The sequence below is a fragment of the Geodermatophilus tzadiensis genome, from assembly GCF_003002915.1.
In the GTDB taxonomy this organism is placed as follows: Bacteria; Actinomycetota; Actinomycetes; order Mycobacteriales; family Geodermatophilaceae; genus Geodermatophilus; species Geodermatophilus tzadiensis.
This window is the reverse complement of sequence record NZ_PVTG01000001.1, coordinates 445781-467243: the sequence shown is the minus strand read 5'-3', so window position 1 is coordinate 467243 and position 21463 is coordinate 445781. Positions and strand designations below refer to the sequence as shown.

The window sequence follows — 21463 nt, the reverse complement described above, 5'->3', positions numbered from 1 at the left end:
CGGCTACGCGGAGACGGTCCAGGTGTCGTTGCCGGCCAGCAGCGCACCGAGGTCGCCGGTCGACCCGGTGCGGGCCTCCTCGAGCTGGTCGGCCATCATCCGGTCGTAGGTCGGCTTGCGCACCGCGCGGAACACGCCCATCGGGGTGTACCGCAGGTCCTGGCTCGACAGCCGCGACAGCGCGAACGCGTAGGACGGGTCCTCGCGGGTGGCGTCGTGGACGACGATCTCGCTCGCGTCGACCTGGTTGGTCTCGGCGATCCGCAGGCCGCCGAAGTCGTCGCGGACCACGCACGAGGCGCCGTCCGGGCCGAAGACCAGCGGCTGGCCGTGCACCAGCGGGATCGTCCACATCGGGCCGGTGGACGGGTCCTTGAGCAGGTCGAACGCGCCGTCGTTGAAGATGTTGCAGTTCTGGTAGATCTCCACCAGCGCCGTGCCCTCGTGCTCGGCCGCCTGCCGCAGCACCTCGGTGAGGCCCTTGCGGTCGGAGTCCATCGCCCGGCCCACGAAGGTGGCGTCGGCGCCGATGGCCAGCGACACCGGGTTGAACGGGTGGTCCAGCGAGCCCATCGGGGTGGACTTGGTGACCTTGCCGACCTCGGACGTGGGGGAGTACTGGCCCTTGGTCAGCCCGTAGATCCGGTTGTTGAACAGCAGGATCGTCATGTTGACGTTGCGGCGCAGCGCGTGGATCAGGTGGTTGCCGCCGATCGACAGCGCGTCGCCGTCGCCGGTGACGACCCACACCGACAGGTCCGGCCGGGAGGCGGCCAGGCCGGTGGCGATCGCCGGGGCGCGGCCGTGGATCGAGTGCATCCCGTAGGTGTTCATGTAGTACGGGAAGCGCGACGAGCAGCCGATGCCCGAGACGATGACCATGTCCTCGCGGGCGATGCCGAGCGAGGGCAGGAAGCTCTGGACGGCGTTGAGGATGACGTAGTCACCGCAGCCGGGGCACCAGCGGACCTCCTGGTCGGTCTTCATGTCCCTGGCCTTGAGGGCGGTCTGCTTCTCGCCCTGGGTGGCCACGGAGTCCGCGATGGCCTGCTGGATGTTCGCGTCGATCGGCGTGCCCGGCATGCCGAGGTCGTGGACGTGCGGGGAGGTGGTCACTGGGTGCCTCCGGTGCTGGCAGTCGGAGTGGTGGAGTCGATGACGTCCTGGACGACGGCGGCGAGCTCGGCGGCCCGGAAGGGCAGTCCGCGCACCTGCGTGTGGCTCTGGACGTCGACGAGGTAGCGGGCGCGCAGGAGCAGCGCGAGCTGCCCCAGGTTCATCTCCGGGCAGACCACCCGGTCGTAGCGGCCCAGCACCTCGCCGAGGTCGGCCGGCATCGGGTTGACGTGCCGCAGGTGGATCTGGGCGACCTTGCGGCCGGAGCGGCGGATCCGCCGGCAGGCGGCCCCGATCGGCCCGTAGGTGGAGCCCCAGCCGATCACGGCCACCCGGGCGTCGCCGTCCGGGTCGTCGACGTCGGTCGGCGGGATGTCGGCGGCGATGCCGTCGACCTTGGCCTGCCGCAGCCGGGTCATCAGGTCGTGGTTGGCCGGGTCGTAGGAGATGTTGCCGCTCTTGTCGGCCTTCTCCAGCCCGCCGATGCGGTGCTGCATGCCCGCGGTGCCGGGGACCGCCCAGGGGCGGGCCAGCGTCTGCGGGTCGCGCAGGTAGGGCAGGAACTCCGGCGTCCCGTCGGCGGCGGCGCCGTTGGGCTCGGTGGCGAAGTCGACCGTCAGGTCGGGCAGGTCCTCGACGGCCGGGACCGCCCACGGCTCGGCGCCGTTGGCCAGGTAGCCGTCGGAGAGCAGCATCACCGGCGTCCGGTACTTCAGCGCGATCCGCGCCGCCTCCAGCGCCGCGTCGAAGCAGTCGCCGGGGGAGCGGGGTGCGATCACCGGCAGCGGGGCCTCGCCGTTGCGGCCGAACATCGCCTGCAGCAGGTCCGACTGCTCGGTCTTGGTGGGCAGGCCCGTGGAGGGTCCGCCGCGCTGCACGTCGACGACGACCAGCGGCAGCTCGGTCATCACCGCCAGGCCCAGGGCCTCGGACTTCAGCGAGACCCCGGGGCCCGACGTCGTCGTGACACCCAGCGCCCCGCCGAACGAGGCGCCCAGCGCCGAGCCGATGCCGGCGATCTCGTCCTCGGCCTGGAAGGTGCGCACGCCGAAGGACTTGTGCCGGGACAGCTCGTGGAGGATGTCCGAGGCCGGGGTGATCGGGTAGGCGCCGAGGAACACCGGCAGGCCGGCCCGCTGCCCGGCGGCCACCAGCCCGAGGGCCAGCGCCTGGTTGCCGGAGATGTTGCGGTAGCGGCCCGGCGCCATCGGGGCGGGCTTGATCTCGTAGGAGACCGCGAAGGCCTCCGTCGTCTCGCCGTAGTTGTAGCCGGCGCGGAAGGCCGCGATGTTGGCCGCGGCGATCTCGGGCTTGCGGCGGAACTGCCGCTCGAGGAAGCGCACCGTGCCCTCGGTGGGCCGGTGGTACATCCAGCTGAGCAGGCCGAGCGTGAACATGTTCTTGCTCCGCTCGGCCTCCTTCTTGCCCAGGCCGGTGTCCTTGAGCGCCTCGAGGGTCATGCCGGTCAGCGGCACGGCGACGACCTGCCAGCCGTCGAGCGAGCCGTCCTCGAGGGGGTTGGTCGCGTACCCGACCTTGGCCAGGTTGCGCGGGGTGAACTCGTCGCTGTCGGCGATCACCAGCCCGCCGCCGGGCAGGTCGGCGAGGTTGGCCTTGAGCGCCGCGGGGTTCATCGCGACGAGGACGTCGGGGGCGTCGCCCGGCGTCATGATGTCGTGGTCGGCGAAGTGCAGCTGGAAGGAGCTGACGCCGGGCAGGGTCCCCGTGGGCGCGCGGATCTCGGCGGGGAAGTTGGGCAGCGTCGACAGGTCGTTGCCGAAGGACGCGGTCTCGCTGGTGAAGCGGTTCCCGGTCAGCTGCATGCCGTCGCCGGAGTCACCGGCCAGCCGGATGACCACGCGGTCGAGCTCGACGACGCTCTTGACGAGCCCACCGGGGGCCGAGCTGCCGGGCGTGGTGGACGGTTCGAGAGCAGTCATCGTGTGCTACCTCCAAAGGGCCCAGGTTACGGCGGTGTGTCCCGGCTGGACGCGTGAGGCGGATCACGGCGGGCGGCCGTGCGGGGGTGTCGGCAGCGGCAACCGCGCCCGGCGGCCGGGGATTCCGTACGACGCCGTCCGTGACCGGCGTCGCACGGACGGCGGCGGGAACGGCGGTCGCCCGCGTTCCGTTCAGGGAGGGTGCGGCGCTGGGGCAACGGGGTGCGGACCGGCCTGCTGCTCGGTCTCGTCGCCGGTGTCGTCCTCGCCGCCGGCGCGCTCGTCGGCGGCAGGGGCGGGCTCCTCGTCGCGCTCGTCGTCGCCCTCGGGGTGAACGGCTGGGCCTGGTACCACTCCGACCGGCTGGCGCTGCGCGCGATGCGGGCGTTCCCGGTCAGCGAGACGCAGGCCCCCGGGCTGTACGCGGTGGTGCGCGAGCTGGCCACCGAGGCCCGCCACCCAGTGCCGCGCCTCTACGTCAGCCCCACCGACCAGCCCAACGCGTTCGCCACCGGCCGCACCCCGCGCCGCGCGGCGGTGTGCTGCACGCAGGGCCTGCTCGAGCTGCTCGACCGCCGGGAGCTGCGGGCGGTGCTGGCCCACGAGCTCTCGCACGTCTACAACCGCGACGTCCTCATCAGCTCGGTGGCCGGCGCCCTGGCCACCGCGGTCACCTTCCTGGCGCACCTGGCCACGGTCGGCGCGCTGTTCGGCGGCCGTTCCGACGACCGGGGGAGCGGCAACCTGCTCGGCACGCTGCTGCTGGTGCTGCTGGGCCCGCTGGCCGCGGGGCTGGTGCACCTCGCGGTCAGCCGCAGCCGCGAGTACGAGGCCGACGCCGCAGGGGCCCGCCTGTCGGGTGACCCCCTGGCCCTCGCCGCGGCCCTGCGCCGCATCTCCCGGGGGACGACGGCGCGGCCGCTGCCCCCCGAGGAGCGGCTGGTGGCGCAGAGCCACCTGATGATCGCCGCGCCGTTCCGGCCGGCCGGCCTGGCGGCGCTGTTCGCCACCCACCCGCCCATGGCCGAGCGGATCGCCCGGCTGGAGCGGATGGCGCGCGAGCCCGGCCGCGGCTGACCCGCGGACGGCCGCGTCCCCCGGGCCGGAGCCGGCACGGGGGACGCGGGAGGGCGCTCAGGGTCAGCTCAGCGGTAGTTGTCGAACTGGAGGGCGACGTCGAGGTCCTTGCCGCGCAGCAGCTGCTGCACCGCCTGCAGGTCGTCGCGCTTCTTGCCGCTCACGCGCAGCTGGTCGCCCTGGATCTGCGCCTGCACGCCCTTGGGGCCCTCGTCGCGGATGATCTTCGCGATCTTCTTGGCGGTGTCGGACTCGATGCCCTGCTTGATGCGGGCGGAGAGCTTGTAGGCCTTGCCCGAGGCCTGCGGCTCGTCGGCGTCCAAGGCCTTGAGCGAGATGCCCCGCTTGACGAGCTTGTCCTTGAAGACGTCGAGGGCGGCGGTGACCCGCTCCTCGGTGTCGGCCTCCAGCAGGACGCCGTTCTCGCCGGCCCAGGAGATGCGGGCGTTGGTGCCGCGGAAGTCGAAGCGCTGGGACAGCTCCTTGCCCGCCTGGTTGAGCGCGTTGTCGATCTCCTGGTGATCGACCTTGCTCACGACGTCGAAGGACGCGTCGGCCATGTCTGCTCCTCCCTCGCGGGCGGGGTCGACCCACCTGCGGGACCCGTCGGGCCTCGGTCGGCCCGTCTTGTACGCTCTCTCCCGTGGGACCAGGGCGGGTTGCCCGAGTGGCCAATGGGAGCGGACTGTAAATCCGTCGGCTTAGCCTACGAAGGTTCGAATCCTTCACCCGCCACCCCCGTGGAGCGGCCCCCGACCGGCAGGTCGGGGGCCGCTGCCGTGTGCGGGGCGGTCAACCCAGCGTGGGCGCCCGCGCGCTGGCGACGGCGGTGACCTCCAGGGGCCGCCCGCCGAGGAACAGCCAGCCGAACGCGATCTCCACCGAGCGCACGCAGCGGACGGTGACCTCCACGCCGTCGGTCTCGGCCGCCCAGGCGTCCAGCGCGTCCCCGCCGTCGGCGAGGTGGTCGGCGACCGCCGTCCGCGCCATCTCCCCGGTGAGCGGCAGCTGCTCGCCGACCCCCGCGGCGTAGACCCGCCCCTCGTCGGTCCGGTTGGCCGCGGCGAGGGCGGCGCCGTCGCAGACCGCCTGGACGTCCTGCCGCTCGAGGAAGGCGTCGGAGGCGGCAACGGCGCCCAGTGCCATGAAGGTCGCCACCAGCCAGCAGACGAGCACGAACGGCAGGGCCGAGCCACGCTCTGCCTCGACCGTCGCCGCTGACACGGGCGGGAGCGTAGGTGCGCGCGGTTGGTGAGTGGCGTCCTCCACAGGGTCGTTCGCCCCTTGCGCCCCACTTGTCACCCGTATCGGTGACGCTCTGGCGATCTTGTGCGACTCTCCGTCACGACATTACGGTTCGTCACTCTTCCGTGATCGTGCGTGCTTGCCCCGACGGGGTGACGGGCAGCAAGGTTCCGGCGCGGTCCGTACACGAACGACGCTCTGCCCCCGCGCCTGGGTGACAGCCCGCAGTTGTCAGCTGTCTTTTCCGTGCCTGAGGAGGCGTCATGAACACCACCGCCAACGCTCGCCCCGTCCGCGACACCCGTGGACTGCGCTGGGGGCGCGGACTGCGCTGGGGCTGACCGCCGGCACGACGGTCACCCCGGGGCAGTCGTGGGAGCGGCTGCCCCGCAAGGGTGAGCGACACTCCTGTCTGGCGTCCCGTCCGGTCTAAGCTCGCCCGACGCAGCTCCCTCGATCAGACAGGGTCCCGTTGGCCGAGTCCTCACCGAGCACCCCGCCCCAGGTGCCGTCGTCGGTGCCGTCCGGCCAGCGCAGTCCGTTGACCGAGCGCCCGTGGATCCCCACCGCGGCACTCGTGCTCCTCGCCGTGGTCCTGGGCGCAGTGGTGCTGCCCGCCTCGTGGCGCCCCCTGCCGGTCCTCGCCACGGTCCTCCTCGTCCTGGCCTTCGTCGTCACCGAGTCCGTCCAGCTCGACGTGGAGGTCAGGCGCCAGACCTTCTCCGTGACACCCATCGAGTTCGTGGTGGTCATCGGCCTGGTCGAGGTCGGGGGGCTCTGGACAGCGGTGGCCCGCGCCGTGGCTCTCGTCGTCGTCCAGGTGCAGCAGAGCTACGCGCCTGCCAAGGCGGTCTTCAACGTCGCCCTGGCCGTCCTCGAGGCGACCGTCGCCGTGGCCGTCCTCGACGCCTTCCACGACTCGGACATCGCGTCACCGACCACCTGGCTGGCCCTCGTCCTCGCCATCCTCGCCGCCGTCGTCTGCTCGGTCACCTGCATCGCCTCGGTGATCACGCTGACCGAGCGTCCGCCGGGCTGGCGCTTCTGGGTCCGCGCCATGGTGCCGCAGTTCGTCATCGGGCCGGTGAGCGTGGCGGCCGGCGTGACGGCGCTGCTCCTGGGGAAGACGCACACGTGGGCGTGGGTGCTCGTCCTCCCCCTGCTGATCGCGCTCGTCGCCGTCTTCCGGTTGTCCGCCTCGGCCACGCGCGAACGGCGCAGCGTCCAGCGCGTCTACGACTTCGCTCGCCAGGTCGAGGGCGTCACGCCCGACGAGGCGGGTACCCGCCAGATGGTCGCAGCCGTGAGGGAGCTGCTCAACGCGGACAAGGTCGCCCTGTGGCTGCCGCCGTACCTCGACGAGCCCCCGCGGCTGGTGGTGGCGGGCGACGGCGTCACCACCTACGACGGTCCCGGCGACCCGGAGGACCTGCTGCGCCGCCGCGCGGTCGAGCCCGGGGCGGCCGGCCCGGTCCTCGTCGCGGCCGGCAAGGCCACTGCGGCCGAGGCGGTGGCTCTCGCCCGGCGCGGCGCCCAGGAGGTGCTCGGCGCGCCGGTGACCACGGCCGCCGGCGAGCCCGGCTACCTGGAGGTCTGCGACCGGCGCAGCGACGTCGTCTCCTTCTCCGAGGGCGACCGCTCGGCGCTGGACTCGATGCTCACCCACGTCAACGCGGCGATCCGCCAGCAGCAGCTGCTCACCCAGATCCGCTACGACGCCGACCACGACCGGCTCACCGGCCTGCCCAACCGGCAGCGGCTCGCCGCCGCGATCGACCAGCTGCTCGGCGCCGACCCGATCGGGGCCCGGGCCGGTCTGGTGCTGGCCGCCCTGGACAACCACACCGAGATCGTCGACACCCTCGGCCACGCCGCGGCCGACGAGCTGCTCCTGGTCACCGCCGGCCTGCTGCGCGAGCACGCGCCGCCCGACGCCATGGTCGCCCGCATGGAGGGCGAGCAGTTCGCCGTCCTGCTGCCCGGGCTGTCGCAGGTGGCCGCCGAGCGCGCCGCCCGACGGCTGCGCGAGGCCACCTCCACCCGCGCCCGGGTGGCCGGCCTCGACCTCGAGGTCACGCTCACCGTGGGCGTCGCCGCCGCCCCCGCGCACGGCACCGACTCGGGCACGCTCATGCAGCGGGCCGACGTCGCCCTGCTGGCCGCCGCCTCCGAGAGCGGCGGCGTGGCCAGCTACCACCAGGTGCTCGACCAGCAGAGCCTGCGCCGGCTGCAGCTGGGCACCGAGCTCGAGCAGGCGATGGCCGACGGGCAGATCAGCGTGGTCTTCCAGCCGATCATCGACGCCCGGACCTCCGACATCGTCTCGGTGGAGACCCTGGTGCGCTGGGCGCACCCGCGCTTCGGCGCGATCCCGCCCGACGACTTCATCCACCTCGCCGAGCAGATCGGCCGGATCGGCCCGCTCACCGACCACGTGCTCGACCTGGCGCTGGCCCGCTGCCGGCGGTGGCTGGACCAGGACATCGCGCTGTCCGTGGCGGTCAACCTCTCCGCCCGCTGCCTGAGCGAGCCCGACCTCGTCGAGCGGGTGGAGCAGGCGCTGCGTCGCCACGGCGTCCCCGGCGAGCTGCTCATCCTCGAGCTGACCGAGGGCAGCGTGGTCGACGACTCGGTCCGCTCGAGCAGCGTCCTGGAGGACCTGCACACCCTGGGTCTGCGGCTGTCGATGGACGACTTCGGCACCGGCTACTCGTCGCTGTCGCAGCTGCGCCAGCTGCCGATCGACGAGGTCAAGATCGACAAGTCCTTCGTGCTGGGGATGTCCACCAGCCAGGGCGAGTCGTTCATCGCCCGCTCGATCATCGAGCTCGCGCACAACCTCGGCCTGCGCGTGGTCGCCGAGGGCGTCGAGGACGAGCTGACCCGCAAGCTGCTCACCGAGATGGGCTGCGACAAGCTGCAGGGCTTCCTGCTCAGCCGTCCGCTGCCCGACGACAAGCTGGAGAAGTGGCTGCTCGCCCGCACCGGCGTGCGCTCGGCCGCGCCCGGTGCCCAGCACCGCCGGCTGTTCGTCCGGGTGTGAGGAAGGACCTCCGACCCCCCGGGGGGAGCCGGAGAGCGTCGGGTATAGTTCCCGACGGCTCCTCGAGCACGCCCCTTTAGCTCAGTCGGCAGAGCGTCTCCATGGTAAGGAGAAGGTCTACGGTTCGATTCCGTAAAGGGGCTCCGACCAGCCGGTCCAGTCGCGAGACCGGGCCGCGCGGTCATCCCGGCGGTGTAGCTCAGCCTGGTAGAGCAAGCGGCTCATAATCGCTGTGTCACCGGTTCAAGTCCGGTCACCGCTACTCCGGACGGACCCCGGCTCCCCGGGGTCCGTCGCCGTGTCGGCACCCGCCGCCACGGTCCCCGGCCGTGAGGCCGGTCCCGACAAGGCGAGGAGCGCCCCATGGCAGCCACTGACGTCCGTCCGAAGATCACCCTGGCCTGCCAGGAGTGCAAGAACCGCAACTACATCACCCGCAAGAACCGGCGCAACGACCCCGACCGGCTCGAGCTGAAGAAGTACTGCCCCAAGGACCGGAAGCACACGGTCCACCGCGAGACCCGCTGACCCGGGTCCGCGAGGAGCGAGGGAGGGCGGGAGTGGCGCTGGACGCAGGACTGGTCGGGCGCAGCTACCCGCCCTCCGCCGTCTACGAGGTCGGACGCGCGAAGATCGCCGAGTTCGCCGCCGCCGTCGGCGCCACCGACCCGGCGCACACGGACGCCGACGCCGCCCGCGCGCTGGGCCACCCCGACGTCGTCGCGCCGCCCACGTTCGCCATCGTGGTCACCCTCGGCGCCGCCGACGTCGTCCTGGCCGACCCCGGGGTGGCCCTCGACTACAGCCGGGTGGTCCACGGCGAGCAGCGGTTCACCCACCACCGCCCGATCCGGGCCGGCGACCGGCTGGTGAGCACCACGACCATCGAGGCGGTGCGCAGCGTGGCCGGCAACGACCTGCTCACCACCCGCGTGGACGTCGCCACCGAGGACGGCGAGGCCGTCTGCACCGCGCTGTCGATGCTCGTCGCCCGGGGGACGGCGTGACCGCCCGGCTGCGGGCCGCCGACGTCGCCGTCGGCACCGAGCTGCCCGAGCGGACTCACCGCGTGACCCGCGCCGACCTGGTCCGCTACGCGGGAGCCTCCGGCGACCTCAACCCGATCCACTGGAGCGACCGGGTCGCCACCGGCGTGGGCCTGCCCGGCGTCATCGCGCACGGGATGCTCACCATGGGCCTGGCGGCGCGGGCGGTCACGGAGTGGGCCGGCGACCCCGGCGCGGTGGTCGAGTACCAGGTCCGCTTCGGCCGGCCCGTCGTCGTCCCCGACGACGACACCGGCGCGGAGGTCACCGTCCGCGGGAAGGTCGGCGCCGTGCTCGACGGCGGTCGGGTCCGCGTGGACCTCACCGTGACCAGCGGCGGCGAGAAGGTGCTCTCGCTGGCCCGCGCCACCGTCGCCCTGGCATGACGGCCCGGCGGGTGGCCCCGGCCGCCGTCGCGCTGCTGCTGCTCACCGGCTGCACGTCCTTCTCCCAGACCCTCACCGCCGAGCAGGACGCCGGGTCGCCCGGCACCACCGCCCCGTCGTCCCCCGCGGACGACGGCGACGACGGTGGGCCCCGCTGCCCGGCGGAGCGCGCCGAGCCCGACCCCGACCGGCCCGTCGTCGACCTGGACTTCCGGCTCTCCGACGACCTGGTCACCGTCACCGGCACCGAGACCGTCGTGTTCACCCCGGACGTGGCCACCGACGAGATGGTCTTCCGGCTCGTGCCCAACAGCCCCGACGCCGCCGAGCTGGGCAACCGGATCACCGTCGACGGCGTCCGCGGGGACGACGTCGACCAGGCCGGCTACGAGGACGCCGGCGCCGAGGGGCCCGGCGGGCTCTACGTGCTTCAGCTGGACGGCGAGCTCGCGGCGGGGGAGTCCACCGAGGTGGAGCTGGACTTCACCGTCTCCCTCGGTGAGGGCGGCTTCGAGCGGCTCGGCGCGGTCGAGAACGCCTCCTGGTGGGCCAGCGGCTTCCCGCTGCTGGCGTGGGAGCCCGGCGTCGGCTGGGCCCGCGACCCCTTCGTGCAGGTCCTCGGCGAGACCGCCACCAGCCCGGTCGCCGACACGACGGTCAGCGTCTCGGTCCCCGAGGACCTGACCGTGCTGATGACCGGCGACCAGGACGAGCCCACCGACGCCGAGGACGGCCGGCGCACCTGGACCTCGCACGAGCCGGTGGCCCGCGACGTCAGCGTCGCCGCCGGTGACTTCCGCACCGCCACCCTGCGCACCCCCGGGGGCGTCGAGGTGACCACCGGCGTGCTGCCCGGTGCCGACGTCGGCCCCGGTGAGCTGGCCGACTGGATCAGCGAGGACGTCACCGCGCTGGCCGACCGCTTCGGCGCCTTCCCCTACGCCACGCTCACCGTGCCGCTGCTGCCCGACGCGGGCGGCGGGATCGAGTACCCGAGCTCGATCCTCCTGGCCGGCGCGAACCGCACGGTGCTCGAGCACGAGGTCGCCCACATGTGGTTCTACGGCATGGTCGGCGACTCCCAGTTCCGCGACCCGTGGCTGGACGAGGCCCTCGCCACCTACGCCGAGCGCACGGTGGGCGGGGAGGGGGCGCCGCCCGACCTCGAGCAGGTGCTGGCCACCGAGGGCGACGTCGGCACCGCGATGGACGGGTTCGACAGCACCGAGCGCTACTTCGAGGTCGTCTACGGCAAGGGCGGCGCCGCGCTGCAGGCCGCCCGCGAGGCCGCCGGGCCGCCGGCCTTCGACGCGGCGCTGCGCTGCTACGTGCAGCTCAACGCCTGGACCATCGCCACGCCCGACGACCTCGCGGCCGCGCTGGCCGACCTGCCGGCCGCCCTCGACGTGCTCGTGCAGGCCGGGGCCCTCGACTGAGGCTCAGCTGCCGAGCAGCCGCTGCATGCGGCTGACGCCCTCGACCAGGTCGTCGTCGCCCAGCGCGTAGGACATCCGCAGGTAGCCGGGGGTGCCGAAGGCCTCGCCCGGGACGACGGCCACCTCGGCCTCCTCCAGGACGATCTCGGCGAGCTCCACGCTGCTCGACGCCGTCCGCCCGGCGATCGGGCGGCCCAGCAGCGCCTTGACCGACGGGTAGACGTAGAACGCGCCCTGCGGCTCGGGGCAGGCGACGCCGGGGATCTCCCGCAGCATCGACACGATGGTCTTCCGCCGCCGGTCGAACGCCGTCCGCATCTCGTCGACCGCCGACAGGTCGCCGGTCAGCGCGGCCACCGCGGCGGCCTGCGACACGTTGGCGACGTTCGAGGTGGCGTGCGACTGCAGGTTGGTCGCGGCCTTCACCAGGTCGGCGGGCCCGACGATCCAGCCCACCCGCCAGCCGGTCATCGCGTAGGTCTTGGCCACGCCGTTGACCACGACGCAGCGGTCGGCGAGCTCGGGCACGACCACCGGCATCGACGGCGCGGCGACCCCGCCGTAGGTCAGGTGCTCGTAGATCTCGTCGGTGAGCACCCACAGCCCGGCCTCCAGCGCCCAGCGGCCGATGGCCTCCACCTGGTCGGGTGGGTAGACGGCCCCGGTCGGGTTGGACGGCGAGACGAACAGCAGCACCTTGGTGCGCTCGGTGCGGGCCGCCTCCAGCTGCGCCACCGACACCAGGTAGCCGCTCTCCTCGTCGGCCACCACGGGCACCGGCACGCCACCGGCCAGGCGGATCGCCTCGGGGTAGGTGGTCCAGTACGGCGCCGGGACGAGCACCTCGTCACCCGGGTCGAGCATGGTGGCGAACGCCTCGTAGACGGCCTGCTTGCCGCCGTTGGTCACCAGCACCTGGGCGGGCGTCACCGTCAGCCCCGAGTCGCGCGCGGTCTTGGCGACGATCGCCTCCTTGAGCGCCGGCAGCCCCCCGGCCGGGGTGTAGCGGTGCATCGCCGGCTGGCGGCAGGCGGTGATCGCGGCCTCGACGACGTAGTCCGGCGTCGGGAAGTCCGGCTCCCCGGCGCCGAAGCCGATGACCGGCTTGCCCGCCGCCTTCAGGGCCTTGGCCTTGGCGTCGACCGCGAGCGTCGCGGACTCCGAGATGGCCCCGATGCGACGCGACACGCGGCGCTCGGCGGGGGAGAGGGTGGCGGACTCCGACGGGGAGACGGCGGTCATGACCCCATCGTGTCAAAGACCACTCCCGCCGGGCGTCCCAGTCCCGGACGGGCGCAGCAGCACGGGGACGAGGGCGACGAGCCCGCCGTCCGGCGGGCCGGCGGGGACCCTCGCCGCCCCCGTCGGGGGCACCTCCGCGGAGCGCGGTCACGGGCGTCGTCCGCGGTCCCGTACACTGGCAATCCTGGGGCGATCGACCCCCGCCACCGGCGTGCCCCGGATCCCTCCGGACACGAGGCGGCGGGCCGGCCGTCCCGGAGCAGTCCAGGGCCACCGCACGCGTGCGCGGCCCCGGGCACTAGGGGTGTAGCTCAACTGGCAGAGCAGCGGTCTCCAAAACCGCAGGCTGCAGGTTCAAGTCCTGTCACCCCTGCCCGTGCCGCCGGCCCGTGCCGGCGGGCAGCACGAACCGGTCCGACCGTGCGCCGGCACGGCCGTGGCCGCACGGACGCACCACACGAAGAGGCCCGCCAGCAGCGGCCACCACCACGACGCGAGCGAGGCGCAGTGAGCGACGAGAAGCCGGGCCGCGGGGAGGACCCCCGCACCGCCTCCGACGCCGAGCTGACCGACGAGCAGCTCGACCGGGAGGCCCCGGGCGTCGAGGACGCCGCCGAGCTGGAGGCCGCCGAGGCCGAGATCGCCGCCGAGGCCGAGGACGACGAGGACAAGGTCGTCCCCACCGCCGCCCGCCGCCGCGGCGGCCGGATCACCGCCGCCGACGACGACGAGGACGACGACGAGCCGGCCTCCCGGCGCAGCGCCCGCCCGGCCCGGGGCGGGAGCACCGCGGCGAGCCGCCCCGCGGGCCGCGCCGCCGAGGGTGCGGGCACCCGCTCCCGCGCCGCCGCGCAGCGCTCGCGGGCCGACGAGGTCCGCCAGCGCCGCAGCCTGCGCCGCTTCCTCCGCGAGGTGGTCGCCGAGCTCCGCAAGGTGATCTGGCCCGGCCGGCGGGAGCTGATCACCTACACGACCGTGGTCATCCTCTTCGTGGCCTTCATCGTCGCGCTGGTCGCGGGCCTGGACATCCTCTTCGCGCAGGGCGTGCTGGCCGTCTTCGGCTGACCGTCCCCCCGCGCCCGCACGCACCCGACAAGGAAGAAGACCCCGTGACCGACCCCCGCGAGCCCTTCGACACCGACAGCGACGTCGAGGCCGTCGACCTCGACGACCAGCGGCTCGACGTCCGCGGCAGCGTCGACCTCGAGACCGGCGCCGGCGAGGCCGGCTCGGCCGAGGGCTCCACGGACACCGCCGACCAGGACACCGCCACCGGCGTCGCCGACGTGACCCCGCTGGTGGAGAGCGGCGGCCGCGACAGCCTCGTCGGCGACCCGCTGGCCGCGCCGGCCCCCGACCACGACCCGATCGTGACCGAGGCGCTCGCCGAGGCGGAGGCCGCGGACGAGGACCCGCGCGACACGCTCAAGCGGACCCTGCGCACCCAGTTCGGCGACTGGTACGTCATCCACTCCTACGCCGGCTACGAGAACAAGGTGAAGACCAACCTCGAGTCGCGCATCCAGTCGCTGGACATGGAGGACTACATCTTCCAGATCGAGGTGCCCACCGAGGAGGTCACCGAGATCAAGAACGGCAAGCGCACCCAGGTCAACCGGAAGAAGCTGCCCGGCTACCTGCTCGTCCGGATGGACCTCAACGACGAGTCGTGGGGCGCGGTCCGCAACACCCCCGGCGTCACCGGCTTCGTCGGTGCCACGTCCCGGCCCTCGCCGCTGTCGATCGACGAGGTCGTCAACCTGCTCGTCCCGGCGACCCCGCCGCAGGCGGCCAAGGTGGCCGAGAGCGCCAGCCCGGCCGCCACGGCCGCCGCGCCGACCACCGTCGTCGACTTCGAGGTCGGGGAGTCGGTGACCGTCATGGACGGTCCCTTCGCCACCCTCCCGGCCACCATCAACGAGATCAACGCCGAGCAGCAGAAGCTGCAGGTGCTGGTCTCCATCTTCGGCCGGGAGACGCCGGTCGAGCTGTCGTTCACCCAGGTCGCCAAGATCTGAGCAGGACCCCGGTGCCCCCCACCCCTCGCTCCGCCCGGGGCGGGACCCTGCACCGGGGCCGTTCCACCACCCACCGAGAAGGAATGTCATGCCCCCCAGGAAGCGGTTGACCGCGGTCATCAAGCTCCAGATCAAGGCCGGTGCGGCCACCCCCGCGCCGCCCGTGGGTCCGGCGCTGGGCCAGCACGGCGTCAACATCATGGAGTTCTGCAAGGCGTACAACGCCGCGACCGAGGCGCAGCGCGGCGACGTCGTGCCCGTCGAGATCTCAGTCTACGAGGACCGCTCGTTCACCTTCGTCACCAAGACCCCGCCGGCGGCGCGCATGCTGCTCAAGGCCGCCGGTGTCGAGAAGGGCTCGGGCGAGCCGCACAAGACCAAGGTCGCCACCGTCACGCGCGACCAGGTCCGCGAGATCGCCCAGACCAAGATGGTCGACCTCAACGCCAACTCGCTCGACGAGGCCGAGAAGATCATCGCCGGCACCGCCCGGTCGATGGGCATCACCGTCTCCGGCTGAGGCGGAAGCCGCCGCATCCCGGCGGCGTTGCACCACCGCGTCCGCACGGACCCGTCTGCGCACTCGTGGGAGGGCCGCGCCAGGCCCGCGCACCACACGATCCCCGGCACCGCCCGGGGGAGAGGACACCACCATGGCGAAGCACGGCAAGAAGTACCTGGAGGCGGCCGCCAAGGTCGACCGCGAGAGCCTCTACAGCCCGCTGCAGGCGGCCGGGCTGGCGAAGGAGACCTCGCCGACGTCCTACGACGCCACCGTCGAGGTGGCCATGCGGCTCGGCGTCGACCCGCGCAAGGCCGACCAGATGGTCCGCGGCACGGTCAACCTGCCGCACGGCACCGGCAAGACCGCCCGCGTCATCGTCTTCGCGACCGGTGACAAGGCCACCGAGGCCGAGGCGGCCGGCGCCGACGTCGTCGGCTCCGACGACCTGATCGCGCGCATCCAGGAGGGCTTCCTGGACTTCGACGCCGCGATCGCCACCCCCGACCAGATGGCCAAGGTCGGCCGGATCGCGCGCATCCTCGGCCCCCGCGGCCTGATGCCGAACCCGAAGACCGGCACGGTGACCCCCGACGTCACCAAGGCCGTCGCCGACATCAAGGGCGGGAAGATCAACTTCCGCGTCGACAAGCAGGCCAACCTGCACCTGGTGATCGGCAAGACCTCCTTCGACGACACGAAGCTGGTCGAGAACTACGCCGCCGCCCTCGACGAGGTGCTGCGCGCCAAGCCGGCCGCGGCCAAGGGCCGGTACCTGAAGAAGGTCACCATCTCCACCACCATGGGCCCGGGCATCCCCGTCGACCCGAACCGCACCCGCAACCTCACGGTGGACGAGACCACCGCCTGAGGAAGGACCCTCTCGCCCCCCACCGCTCGCTGACGCTCGCGGCGGGCCCCTGCGAGAGGGCCGTTCCAGCGGGTCCCGAGGCCCCGCAGCGCACCGCGCTGCGGGGCCTCGGCGTGTCCGGCGCCGTCGCCAGGTGACGAGGGTGACGGACGGCGTCCCCGCGACATGGCGTACGCTGTGACCTGTTCCCCCCACGACCGCTGGTCGTCGCACGTCCGCGTGTGATCGAAGGTCCCGGATCCCGGGCGGCCCGCGCAGGAGGACGGTTCGATCGACGCGGCGCCCCGTGCGCGTGTCCCTCGCCCCGTGCGCCCTGCGCCGGGGCGTTCCTCGTCTCCGGGCCCGGATCGCCCGCGCTCGTACGGCGCACGGGCGGTCGCCCGTCAGACGAGAGGAGGCCCATGCCCACGCAGGCGAAGGCCGCGGTGATCGACGAGATCACCGAGCGGTTCCAGAAGTCCAGCGCGGCCGTGCTCACCGAGTACCGCGGGCTCACCGTGGCGCAGCTGACCCAGCTGCGCCGTTCCCTCGGTGCGGGCAGCAGCTACGCCGTCGTCAAGAACACCCTGACGAAGCGGGCGGCGGACTCGGTCGGCCACACCGACCTCGGCCCGCTGCTCAACGGCCCCACCGCGATCGCCTTCATCGAGGGCGACGTCGTCGAGGCCGCCAAGGCCATCCGCGACTTCGCGCGCGCCAACCCGCTGCTCGTCGTCAAGGGCGGCGTCGTCGAGGGCCGCACCGTCAGCCCCGCCGAGGTCACCGCCCTGGCCGACGTCGAGCCGCGCGAGGTGCTGCTGGCCAAGCTGGCCGGCGCGATGAAGGGCAACCTGACCAAGGCCGCCGGCCTGTTCCAGGCCCCGCTGTCGCAGGTCGCCCGCCTGGCCGCGGCGCTGCAGGAGAAGAAGGAGTCCGCCGAGGGCCCCGCCGCTCCCGCCGCCGACTCCGCTGCTGCCGACACCACCACCGACACCGCTGACGCCGCGGACACCGCGGCCAGCACCGACTGACCCAGAAGGAGACGACCATGGCCAAGCTTTCCACCACGGAGCTGCTCGACGCGTTCAAGGAGATGACGCTGCTCGAGCTGTCCGACTTCGTGAAGCAGTTCGAGGAGACCTTCGAGGTCACCGCGGCTGCTCCCGTCGCCGTCGCGGCCGCCCCGGCCGCCGGTGGTGCCGGCGACGGCGGTGCCCCCGCCGCCGAGGAGCAGGACGAGTTCGACGTCATCCTCGAGAGCGCCGGCGACAAGAAGATCCAGGTCATCAAGGAGGTGCGCGGCCTGACCTCGCTCGGCCTCAAGGAGGCCAAGGACCTGGTCGACGGCGCGCCGAAGCCGGTCCTGGAGAAGGTCGCCAAGGACGCTGCCGAGAAGGCCAAGGCCGCCCTCGAGGGCGCCGGCGCCACCGTCACCGTCAAGTGACCCCCACCCGGCTTCATCACGAGGCCGGGTACGTCACCGTCACGTGACCCCCGCCCGGCCCGATCACGAGGCCGGGTACGTCACCGTCACGTGACGCCCTCCCCGGCCTGAGCCGGGGAACGCACCACCCGAGCACGCCACAGGGGCCGCTCTCCTCCGGGAGGGCGGCCCCGTCGCGTCCGGTGACCCGCGTCCGCGGCACGGCGGATCGGCGCGCGGGACGCGCCTTCCGTGGGCGTGGCGGAGACACCGGGGCCCTCCGGCTGGCATCATGGCCGCGCGGAACCGCCCGGACGACGCGACGCTGTCCTTCCCGGGGGGTGTGGCGCTCGTCGCCCTCACCCCGACGTGGACAGCGCGCGCCAGCAGGGGTAGGGTTCCCTGTTGCGCTGCCCTCTGACTGCCTGCCCGCCGAGACGGGTCACTCGGGGTGCCCGGGATCCCGGTCGCCCCGCGTCCCAGCCGTCGACCTGACCGTCGACCCGGCGGGCCGGACGCCGCGGACGGCGCCGCCACCTCCGACGACGACCCAGGACGAACCGCACCCACCGCCCGCACGTCGTGATGTCCTTGGAAGGACGCATCTTGGCAGGCTCTCGCCCCACCAGCATCGCCCCCAGCACCACCGAGTCCGGCGGCTACGGCCAGCAGAACCAGACTCCCCAGGCCGGCCCCCGCACCGGAGAGGCCGACCAGCAGAAGATCCCCGGCGCCCCGCTCCGCGTCTCGTTCGCGAAGATCTCCGAGCCCCTCGAGGTCCCCGACCTCCTGGCGCTGCAGACCGCCTCCTTCGACTGGCTGGTCGGCAGCCCCGAGTGGCGCGCCACCCTCTCGCCCGAGGAGCAGCAGAGCGCCGTCGGCGGCCTCGCCGAGATCCTCGAGGAGATCTCCCCGATCGAGGACTTCAGCGGCTCGATGTCGCTGTCCTTCTCCAACCCGCGCTTCGAGGACGTCAAGGCGTCCCTCGAGGAGTGCAAGGACAAGGACATGACCTACGCGGCGCCGCTGTTCGTGACCGCCGAGTTCATGAACAACACCACCGGCGAGATCAAGTCGCAGACGGTGTTCATGGGCGACTTCCCGATCATGACGAACAAGGGCACGTTCGTCATCAACGGGACCGAGCGCGTCGTGGTCTCCCAGCTCGTGCGCAGCCCGGGCGTCTACTTCGACAAGACCCTGGACAAGACGTCGGACAAGGACGTCTTCAGCGCCAAGGTCATCCCCAGCCGTGGTGCGTGGCTGGAGTTCGACGTCGACAAGCGCGACACCGTCGGCGTCCGGATCGACCGCAAGCGCCGCCAGCCGGTCACCGTGCTGCTCAAGGCGCTGGGCTGGACCGAGGACCGCATCCGCGAGCACTTCCAGTGGTCGCCCACGGTCCTGGCCACCCTGGAGAAGGACCACATCGCCGGGCAGGACGAGGCGCTGCTCGACATCTACCGCAAGCTGCGGCCGGGTGAGCCGCCGACGCGGGAGAGCGCCCAGGCGCTGCTGGAGAACCTCTTCTTCAACCCCAAGCGCTACGACCTGGCCAAGGTCGGCCGCTACAAGGTCAACAAGAAGCTCGGCGTCGAGGTGCCCCAGGCCACCCTCACGCTGACCGAGGACGACATCGTCGCCACCATCGAGTACGTCGTGCGCCTGCACGCCGGCGAGCCCGACCACGGCGTCGACGACATCGACCACTTCGGCAACCGCCGCCTGCGCACCGTCGGCGAGCTGATCCAGAACCAGATCCGGGTCGGCCTCTCCCGCATGGAGCGCGTCGTCCGCGAGCGGATGACGACCCAGGACGTCGAGGCGATCACGCCGCAGACCCTGATCAACATCCGGCCGGTCGTCGCCTCCATCAAGGAGTTCTTCGGCACCAGCCAGCTGTCGCAGTTCATGGACCAGACCAACCCGCTCGCGGGCCTGACCCACAAGCGCCGCCTGTCGGCGCTGGGCCCCGGTGGTCTGTCCCGTGAGCGGGCCGGCATGGAGGTCCGCGATGTGCACCCGAGCCACTACGGCCGGATGTGCCCGATCGAGACGCCGGAAGGCCCGAACATCGGCCTGATCGGCTCGCTGTCGGCCTACGGGCGGGTCAACGCCTTCGGCTTCATCGAGACCCCGTACCGCCGGGTGGACAACGGTGTGGTCAGCGACTCGATCGACTACCTCACCGCCGACGAGGAGGACCGCTTCGTCGTCGCCCAGGCCAACTCGCCGCTGGACGCCCAGGGCCGGTTCGCCGAGGACCGCGTGCTGGTCCGCACCAAGGGCGGCGAGGTCGACTACCTCGCGCCGGAGAACGTCGACTACATGGACGTCTCGCCGCGGCAGATGACCTCGGTCGCGACGGCGATGATCCCGTTCCTCGAGCACGACGACGCCAACCGCGCGCTGATGGGCGCGAACATGCAGCGCCAGGCCGTCCCGCTGCTGCGCAGCGAGGCGCCGCTGGTGGGCACCGGCATGGAGCTGCGGGCCGCCGTCGACGCCGGCGACGTCGTCGTGGCGGAGAAGGCCGGTGTCGTCGAGGACTCCACCGCCGACTACGTCACCGTCATGGCCGACGACGGCACCCGGCAGACCTACCGGCTGCTGAAGTTCCGCCGCTCGAACCAGGGCACCTCGATCAACCAGACCCCCGTCGTCGACGAGGGCCAGCGGGTCGAGGTCGGCCAGGTCATCGCCGACGGGCCGTGCACCGACGAGGGCGAGATGGCGCTGGGCAAGAACCTGCTCGTCGCCTTCATGCCGTGGGAGGGCCACAACTACGAGGACGCGATCATCCTGTCGCAGCGCCTCGTGCAGGACGACGTCCTGTCCTCGATCCACATCGAGGAGTTCGAGGTCGACGCCCGCGACACCAAGCTCGGTGCCGAGGAGATCACCCGGGACATCCCGAACGTCTCCGAGGAGGTCCTCGCCGACCTCGACGAGCGCGGCATCATCCGCATCGGTGCCGAGGTCGTCCCCGGCGACATCCTCGTCGGCAAGGTCACGCCCAAGGGCGAGACCGAGCTGACCCCCGAGGAGCGGCTGCTGCGCGCGATCTTCGGCGAGAAGGCCCGCGAGGTCCGCGACACGTCGCTGAAGGTCAAGCACGGTGAGTCCGGCAAGGTCATCGGCGTCCGCGTGTTCTCGCGCGAGGACGGCGACGAGCTGCCCGCCGGCGTCAACGAGCTGATCCGGGTCTACGTCGCCCAGATGCGCAAGATCTCCGACGGTGACAAGCTCGCCGGCCGCCACGGCAACAAGGGCGTCATCGCGAAGATCCTGCCGCAGGAGGACATGCCCTTCCTCGAGGACGGCACCCCGGTCGACATCGTGCTCAACCCGCTGGGCGTGCCCGGCCGGATGAACGTCGGCCAGGTGCTGGAGACCCACCTCGGGTGGGTGGCCAAGTCCGGCTGGCAGGTCGAGGGCGACCCCGAGTGGGCGGCCAACCTGCCCGCTGCTGCCCGCTCGGCGGCCCCCGGCACCCGGACCGCCACGCCGGTGTTCGACGGCGCGCGCGAGGAGGAGATCGTCGGCCTGCTCGGCTCGACGACCCCGAACCGCGACGGCAACCGGATGGTCCAGCCGACCGGCAAGGCACGGCTGTTCGACGGCCGCTCCGGGGAGCCCTTCCCCGAGGCGATCTCGGTCGGCTACGTCTACATCCTCAAGCTGCTGCACCTGGTCGACGACAAGATCCACGCCCGGTCGACCGGCCCCTACTCGATGATCACCCAGCAGCCGCTGGGTGGTAAGGCCCAGTTCGGTGGCCAGCGCTTCGGTGAGATGGAGTGCTGGGCGATGCAGGCCTACGGCGCGGCCTACGCGCTGCAGGAGCTGCTGACCATCAAGTCCGACGACATCCTCGGCCGGGTCAAGGTCTACGAGGCCATCGTCAAGGGCGAGAACATCCCCGAGCCGGGCATCCCCGAGTCGTTCAAGGTGTTGCTCAAGGAGCTGCAGTCGCTCTGCCTCAACGTCGAGGTGCTCTCCGGCGACGGGCAGGCGATCGAGCTGCGCGACACCGACGACGAGGTGTTCCGGGCCGCGGAGGAGCTGGGCATCGACCTCAGCCGCCGCGAGCCCTCCAGCGTCGAGGACGTGTGATCGGCCGCCGGCCGGCCCGTCGT

At 72.6% G+C, this 21463-nt stretch carries 18 protein-coding genes and 4 tRNA genes; 17 read left to right on the top strand and 5 right to left on the bottom strand.

Going from position 1 to position 21463, the window contains the following annotated elements; genetic code table 11:
* Positions 1–3: 3 nt before the first annotated feature.
* Both LY71_RS02250 and LY71_RS02245 read right to left on the bottom strand, forming a co-directional pair.
* Positions 4–1116, bottom strand: a complete 1113-nt coding sequence (locus tag LY71_RS02250) for a 2-oxoacid:ferredoxin oxidoreductase subunit beta (protein ID WP_211297091.1) — start codon at positions 1114–1116, stop codon at positions 4–6.
* Entirely contained in the window at positions 1113–3056 is a 1944-nt protein-coding gene (locus tag LY71_RS02245) for a 2-oxoacid:acceptor oxidoreductase subunit alpha (RefSeq protein ID WP_106275309.1), read from the bottom strand. The genes LY71_RS02250 and LY71_RS02245 overlap by 4 nt, the downstream gene beginning before the upstream one ends.
* 201 nt (positions 3057–3257) lie before the next feature.
* On the opposite strand from LY71_RS02245, the gene htpX reads away from it, so the two are divergent.
* Complete coding sequence (htpX, locus tag LY71_RS02240) at positions 3258–4133, top strand: zinc metalloprotease HtpX (RefSeq protein WP_106275308.1); 876 nt, start codon at positions 3258–3260, stop codon at positions 4131–4133.
* Between the two features lie 68 nt (positions 4134–4201).
* On the opposite strand, the gene LY71_RS02235 is transcribed toward htpX, so the two are convergent.
* A complete protein-coding gene (locus LY71_RS02235; protein WP_106275307.1) occupies positions 4202–4693 on the bottom strand; it encodes a YajQ family cyclic di-GMP-binding protein in 492 nt (163 codons plus the stop codon).
* Between the two features lie 93 nt (positions 4694–4786).
* On the opposite strand from LY71_RS02235, the gene LY71_RS02230 reads away from it, so the two are divergent.
* Positions 4787–4868: transfer RNA gene (locus LY71_RS02230), tRNA-Tyr, on the top strand.
* Between the two features lie 57 nt (positions 4869–4925).
* Here the strand turns inward: LY71_RS02230 and LY71_RS02225 are convergent.
* A complete protein-coding gene (locus LY71_RS02225) occupies positions 4926–5357 on the bottom strand; it encodes a pilus assembly protein TadG-related protein (RefSeq protein WP_106275306.1) in 432 nt (143 codons plus the stop codon).
* A 562-nt stretch (positions 5358–5919) separates the two neighbouring features.
* Between LY71_RS02225 and LY71_RS02220 the strand changes: the two genes are divergently transcribed.
* The 7 genes from LY71_RS02220 to LY71_RS02190 all read left to right on the top strand — a co-directional run bounded on the left by LY71_RS02220 (position 5920) and on the right by LY71_RS02190 (position 11289).
* On the top strand, positions 5920–8421 hold the full coding sequence (locus tag LY71_RS02220) for a putative bifunctional diguanylate cyclase/phosphodiesterase (protein WP_245887601.1): 2502 nt from the start codon (positions 5920–5922) through the stop codon (positions 8419–8421).
* Positions 8422–8491: 70 nt separating this feature from the next.
* A tRNA-Thr gene (locus LY71_RS02215) sits at positions 8492–8564 on the top strand.
* 45 nt (positions 8565–8609) lie between these two features.
* Positions 8610–8683 (top strand) — tRNA-Met (locus LY71_RS02210).
* 101 nt (positions 8684–8784) lie between these two features.
* Positions 8785–8949, top strand: coding sequence for a 50S ribosomal protein L33 (rpmG, locus tag LY71_RS02205; protein WP_106275304.1), 165 nt, complete (start codon positions 8785–8787; stop codon positions 8947–8949).
* A 32-nt stretch (positions 8950–8981) separates the two neighbouring features.
* A complete protein-coding gene (locus tag LY71_RS02200) occupies positions 8982–9428 on the top strand; it encodes an FAS1-like dehydratase domain-containing protein (protein ID WP_106275303.1) in 447 nt (148 codons plus the stop codon).
* Positions 9425–9853, top strand: a complete 429-nt coding sequence (locus LY71_RS02195) for a MaoC/PaaZ C-terminal domain-containing protein (RefSeq protein ID WP_106275302.1) — start codon at positions 9425–9427, stop codon at positions 9851–9853. Before LY71_RS02200 ends, LY71_RS02195 begins: the two co-directional genes overlap by 4 nt.
* Positions 9850–11289 carry a M1 family aminopeptidase gene (locus LY71_RS02190; RefSeq protein WP_106275301.1) on the top strand — a complete coding sequence of 480 codons (1440 nt, stop codon included), beginning with the start codon at positions 9850–9852 and terminating at the stop codon, positions 11287–11289. The genes LY71_RS02195 and LY71_RS02190 overlap by 4 nt, the downstream gene beginning before the upstream one ends.
* A 3-nt stretch (positions 11290–11292) precedes the next feature.
* On the opposite strand, the gene LY71_RS02185 is transcribed toward LY71_RS02190, so the two are convergent.
* The gene (locus tag LY71_RS02185) at positions 11293–12531 is read right to left on the bottom strand and encodes a pyridoxal phosphate-dependent aminotransferase (protein WP_106275300.1); all 1239 of its coding nucleotides are present in this window, start codon (positions 12529–12531) and stop codon (positions 11293–11295) included.
* Between the two features lie 300 nt (positions 12532–12831).
* Here LY71_RS02185 and LY71_RS02180 point away from each other — a divergent pair.
* The 8 genes from LY71_RS02180 to rpoB all read left to right on the top strand — a co-directional run bounded on the left by LY71_RS02180 (position 12832) and on the right by rpoB (position 21440).
* Positions 12832–12904, top strand: a tRNA-Trp gene (locus LY71_RS02180).
* Between the two features lie 134 nt (positions 12905–13038).
* Positions 13039–13596: a preprotein translocase subunit SecE gene (gene secE / locus LY71_RS02175; RefSeq protein ID WP_106275299.1), complete on the top strand. Its 558-nt coding sequence runs from the start codon at positions 13039–13041 to the stop codon at positions 13594–13596.
* Positions 13597–13640: 44 nt separating this feature from the next.
* Positions 13641–14549: a transcription termination/antitermination protein NusG gene (nusG, locus tag LY71_RS02170; RefSeq protein ID WP_106275298.1), complete on the top strand. Its 909-nt coding sequence runs from the start codon at positions 13641–13643 to the stop codon at positions 14547–14549.
* Between the two features lie 88 nt (positions 14550–14637).
* A complete protein-coding gene (rplK, locus tag LY71_RS02165; protein ID WP_106275297.1) occupies positions 14638–15069 on the top strand; it encodes a 50S ribosomal protein L11 in 432 nt (143 codons plus the stop codon).
* A gap of 133 nt (positions 15070–15202) precedes the next feature.
* Positions 15203–15922 (top strand): 50S ribosomal protein L1, encoded by a 720-nt coding sequence (gene rplA / locus LY71_RS02160; protein ID WP_106275296.1) that lies wholly within the window; start codon positions 15203–15205, stop codon positions 15920–15922.
* 401 nt (positions 15923–16323) lie between these two features.
* A complete protein-coding gene (rplJ, locus tag LY71_RS02155; RefSeq protein WP_106275295.1) occupies positions 16324–16932 on the top strand; it encodes a 50S ribosomal protein L10 in 609 nt (202 codons plus the stop codon).
* A gap of 17 nt (positions 16933–16949) precedes the next feature.
* On the top strand, positions 16950–17345 hold the full coding sequence (gene rplL / locus LY71_RS02150) for a 50S ribosomal protein L7/L12 (RefSeq protein ID WP_073421315.1): 396 nt from the start codon (positions 16950–16952) through the stop codon (positions 17343–17345).
* A gap of 585 nt (positions 17346–17930) precedes the next feature.
* Positions 17931–21440 carry a DNA-directed RNA polymerase subunit beta gene (rpoB, locus tag LY71_RS02145; RefSeq protein ID WP_106275294.1) on the top strand — a complete coding sequence of 1170 codons (3510 nt, stop codon included), beginning with the start codon at positions 17931–17933 and terminating at the stop codon, positions 21438–21440.
* Positions 21441–21463 lie beyond the last annotated feature (23 nt).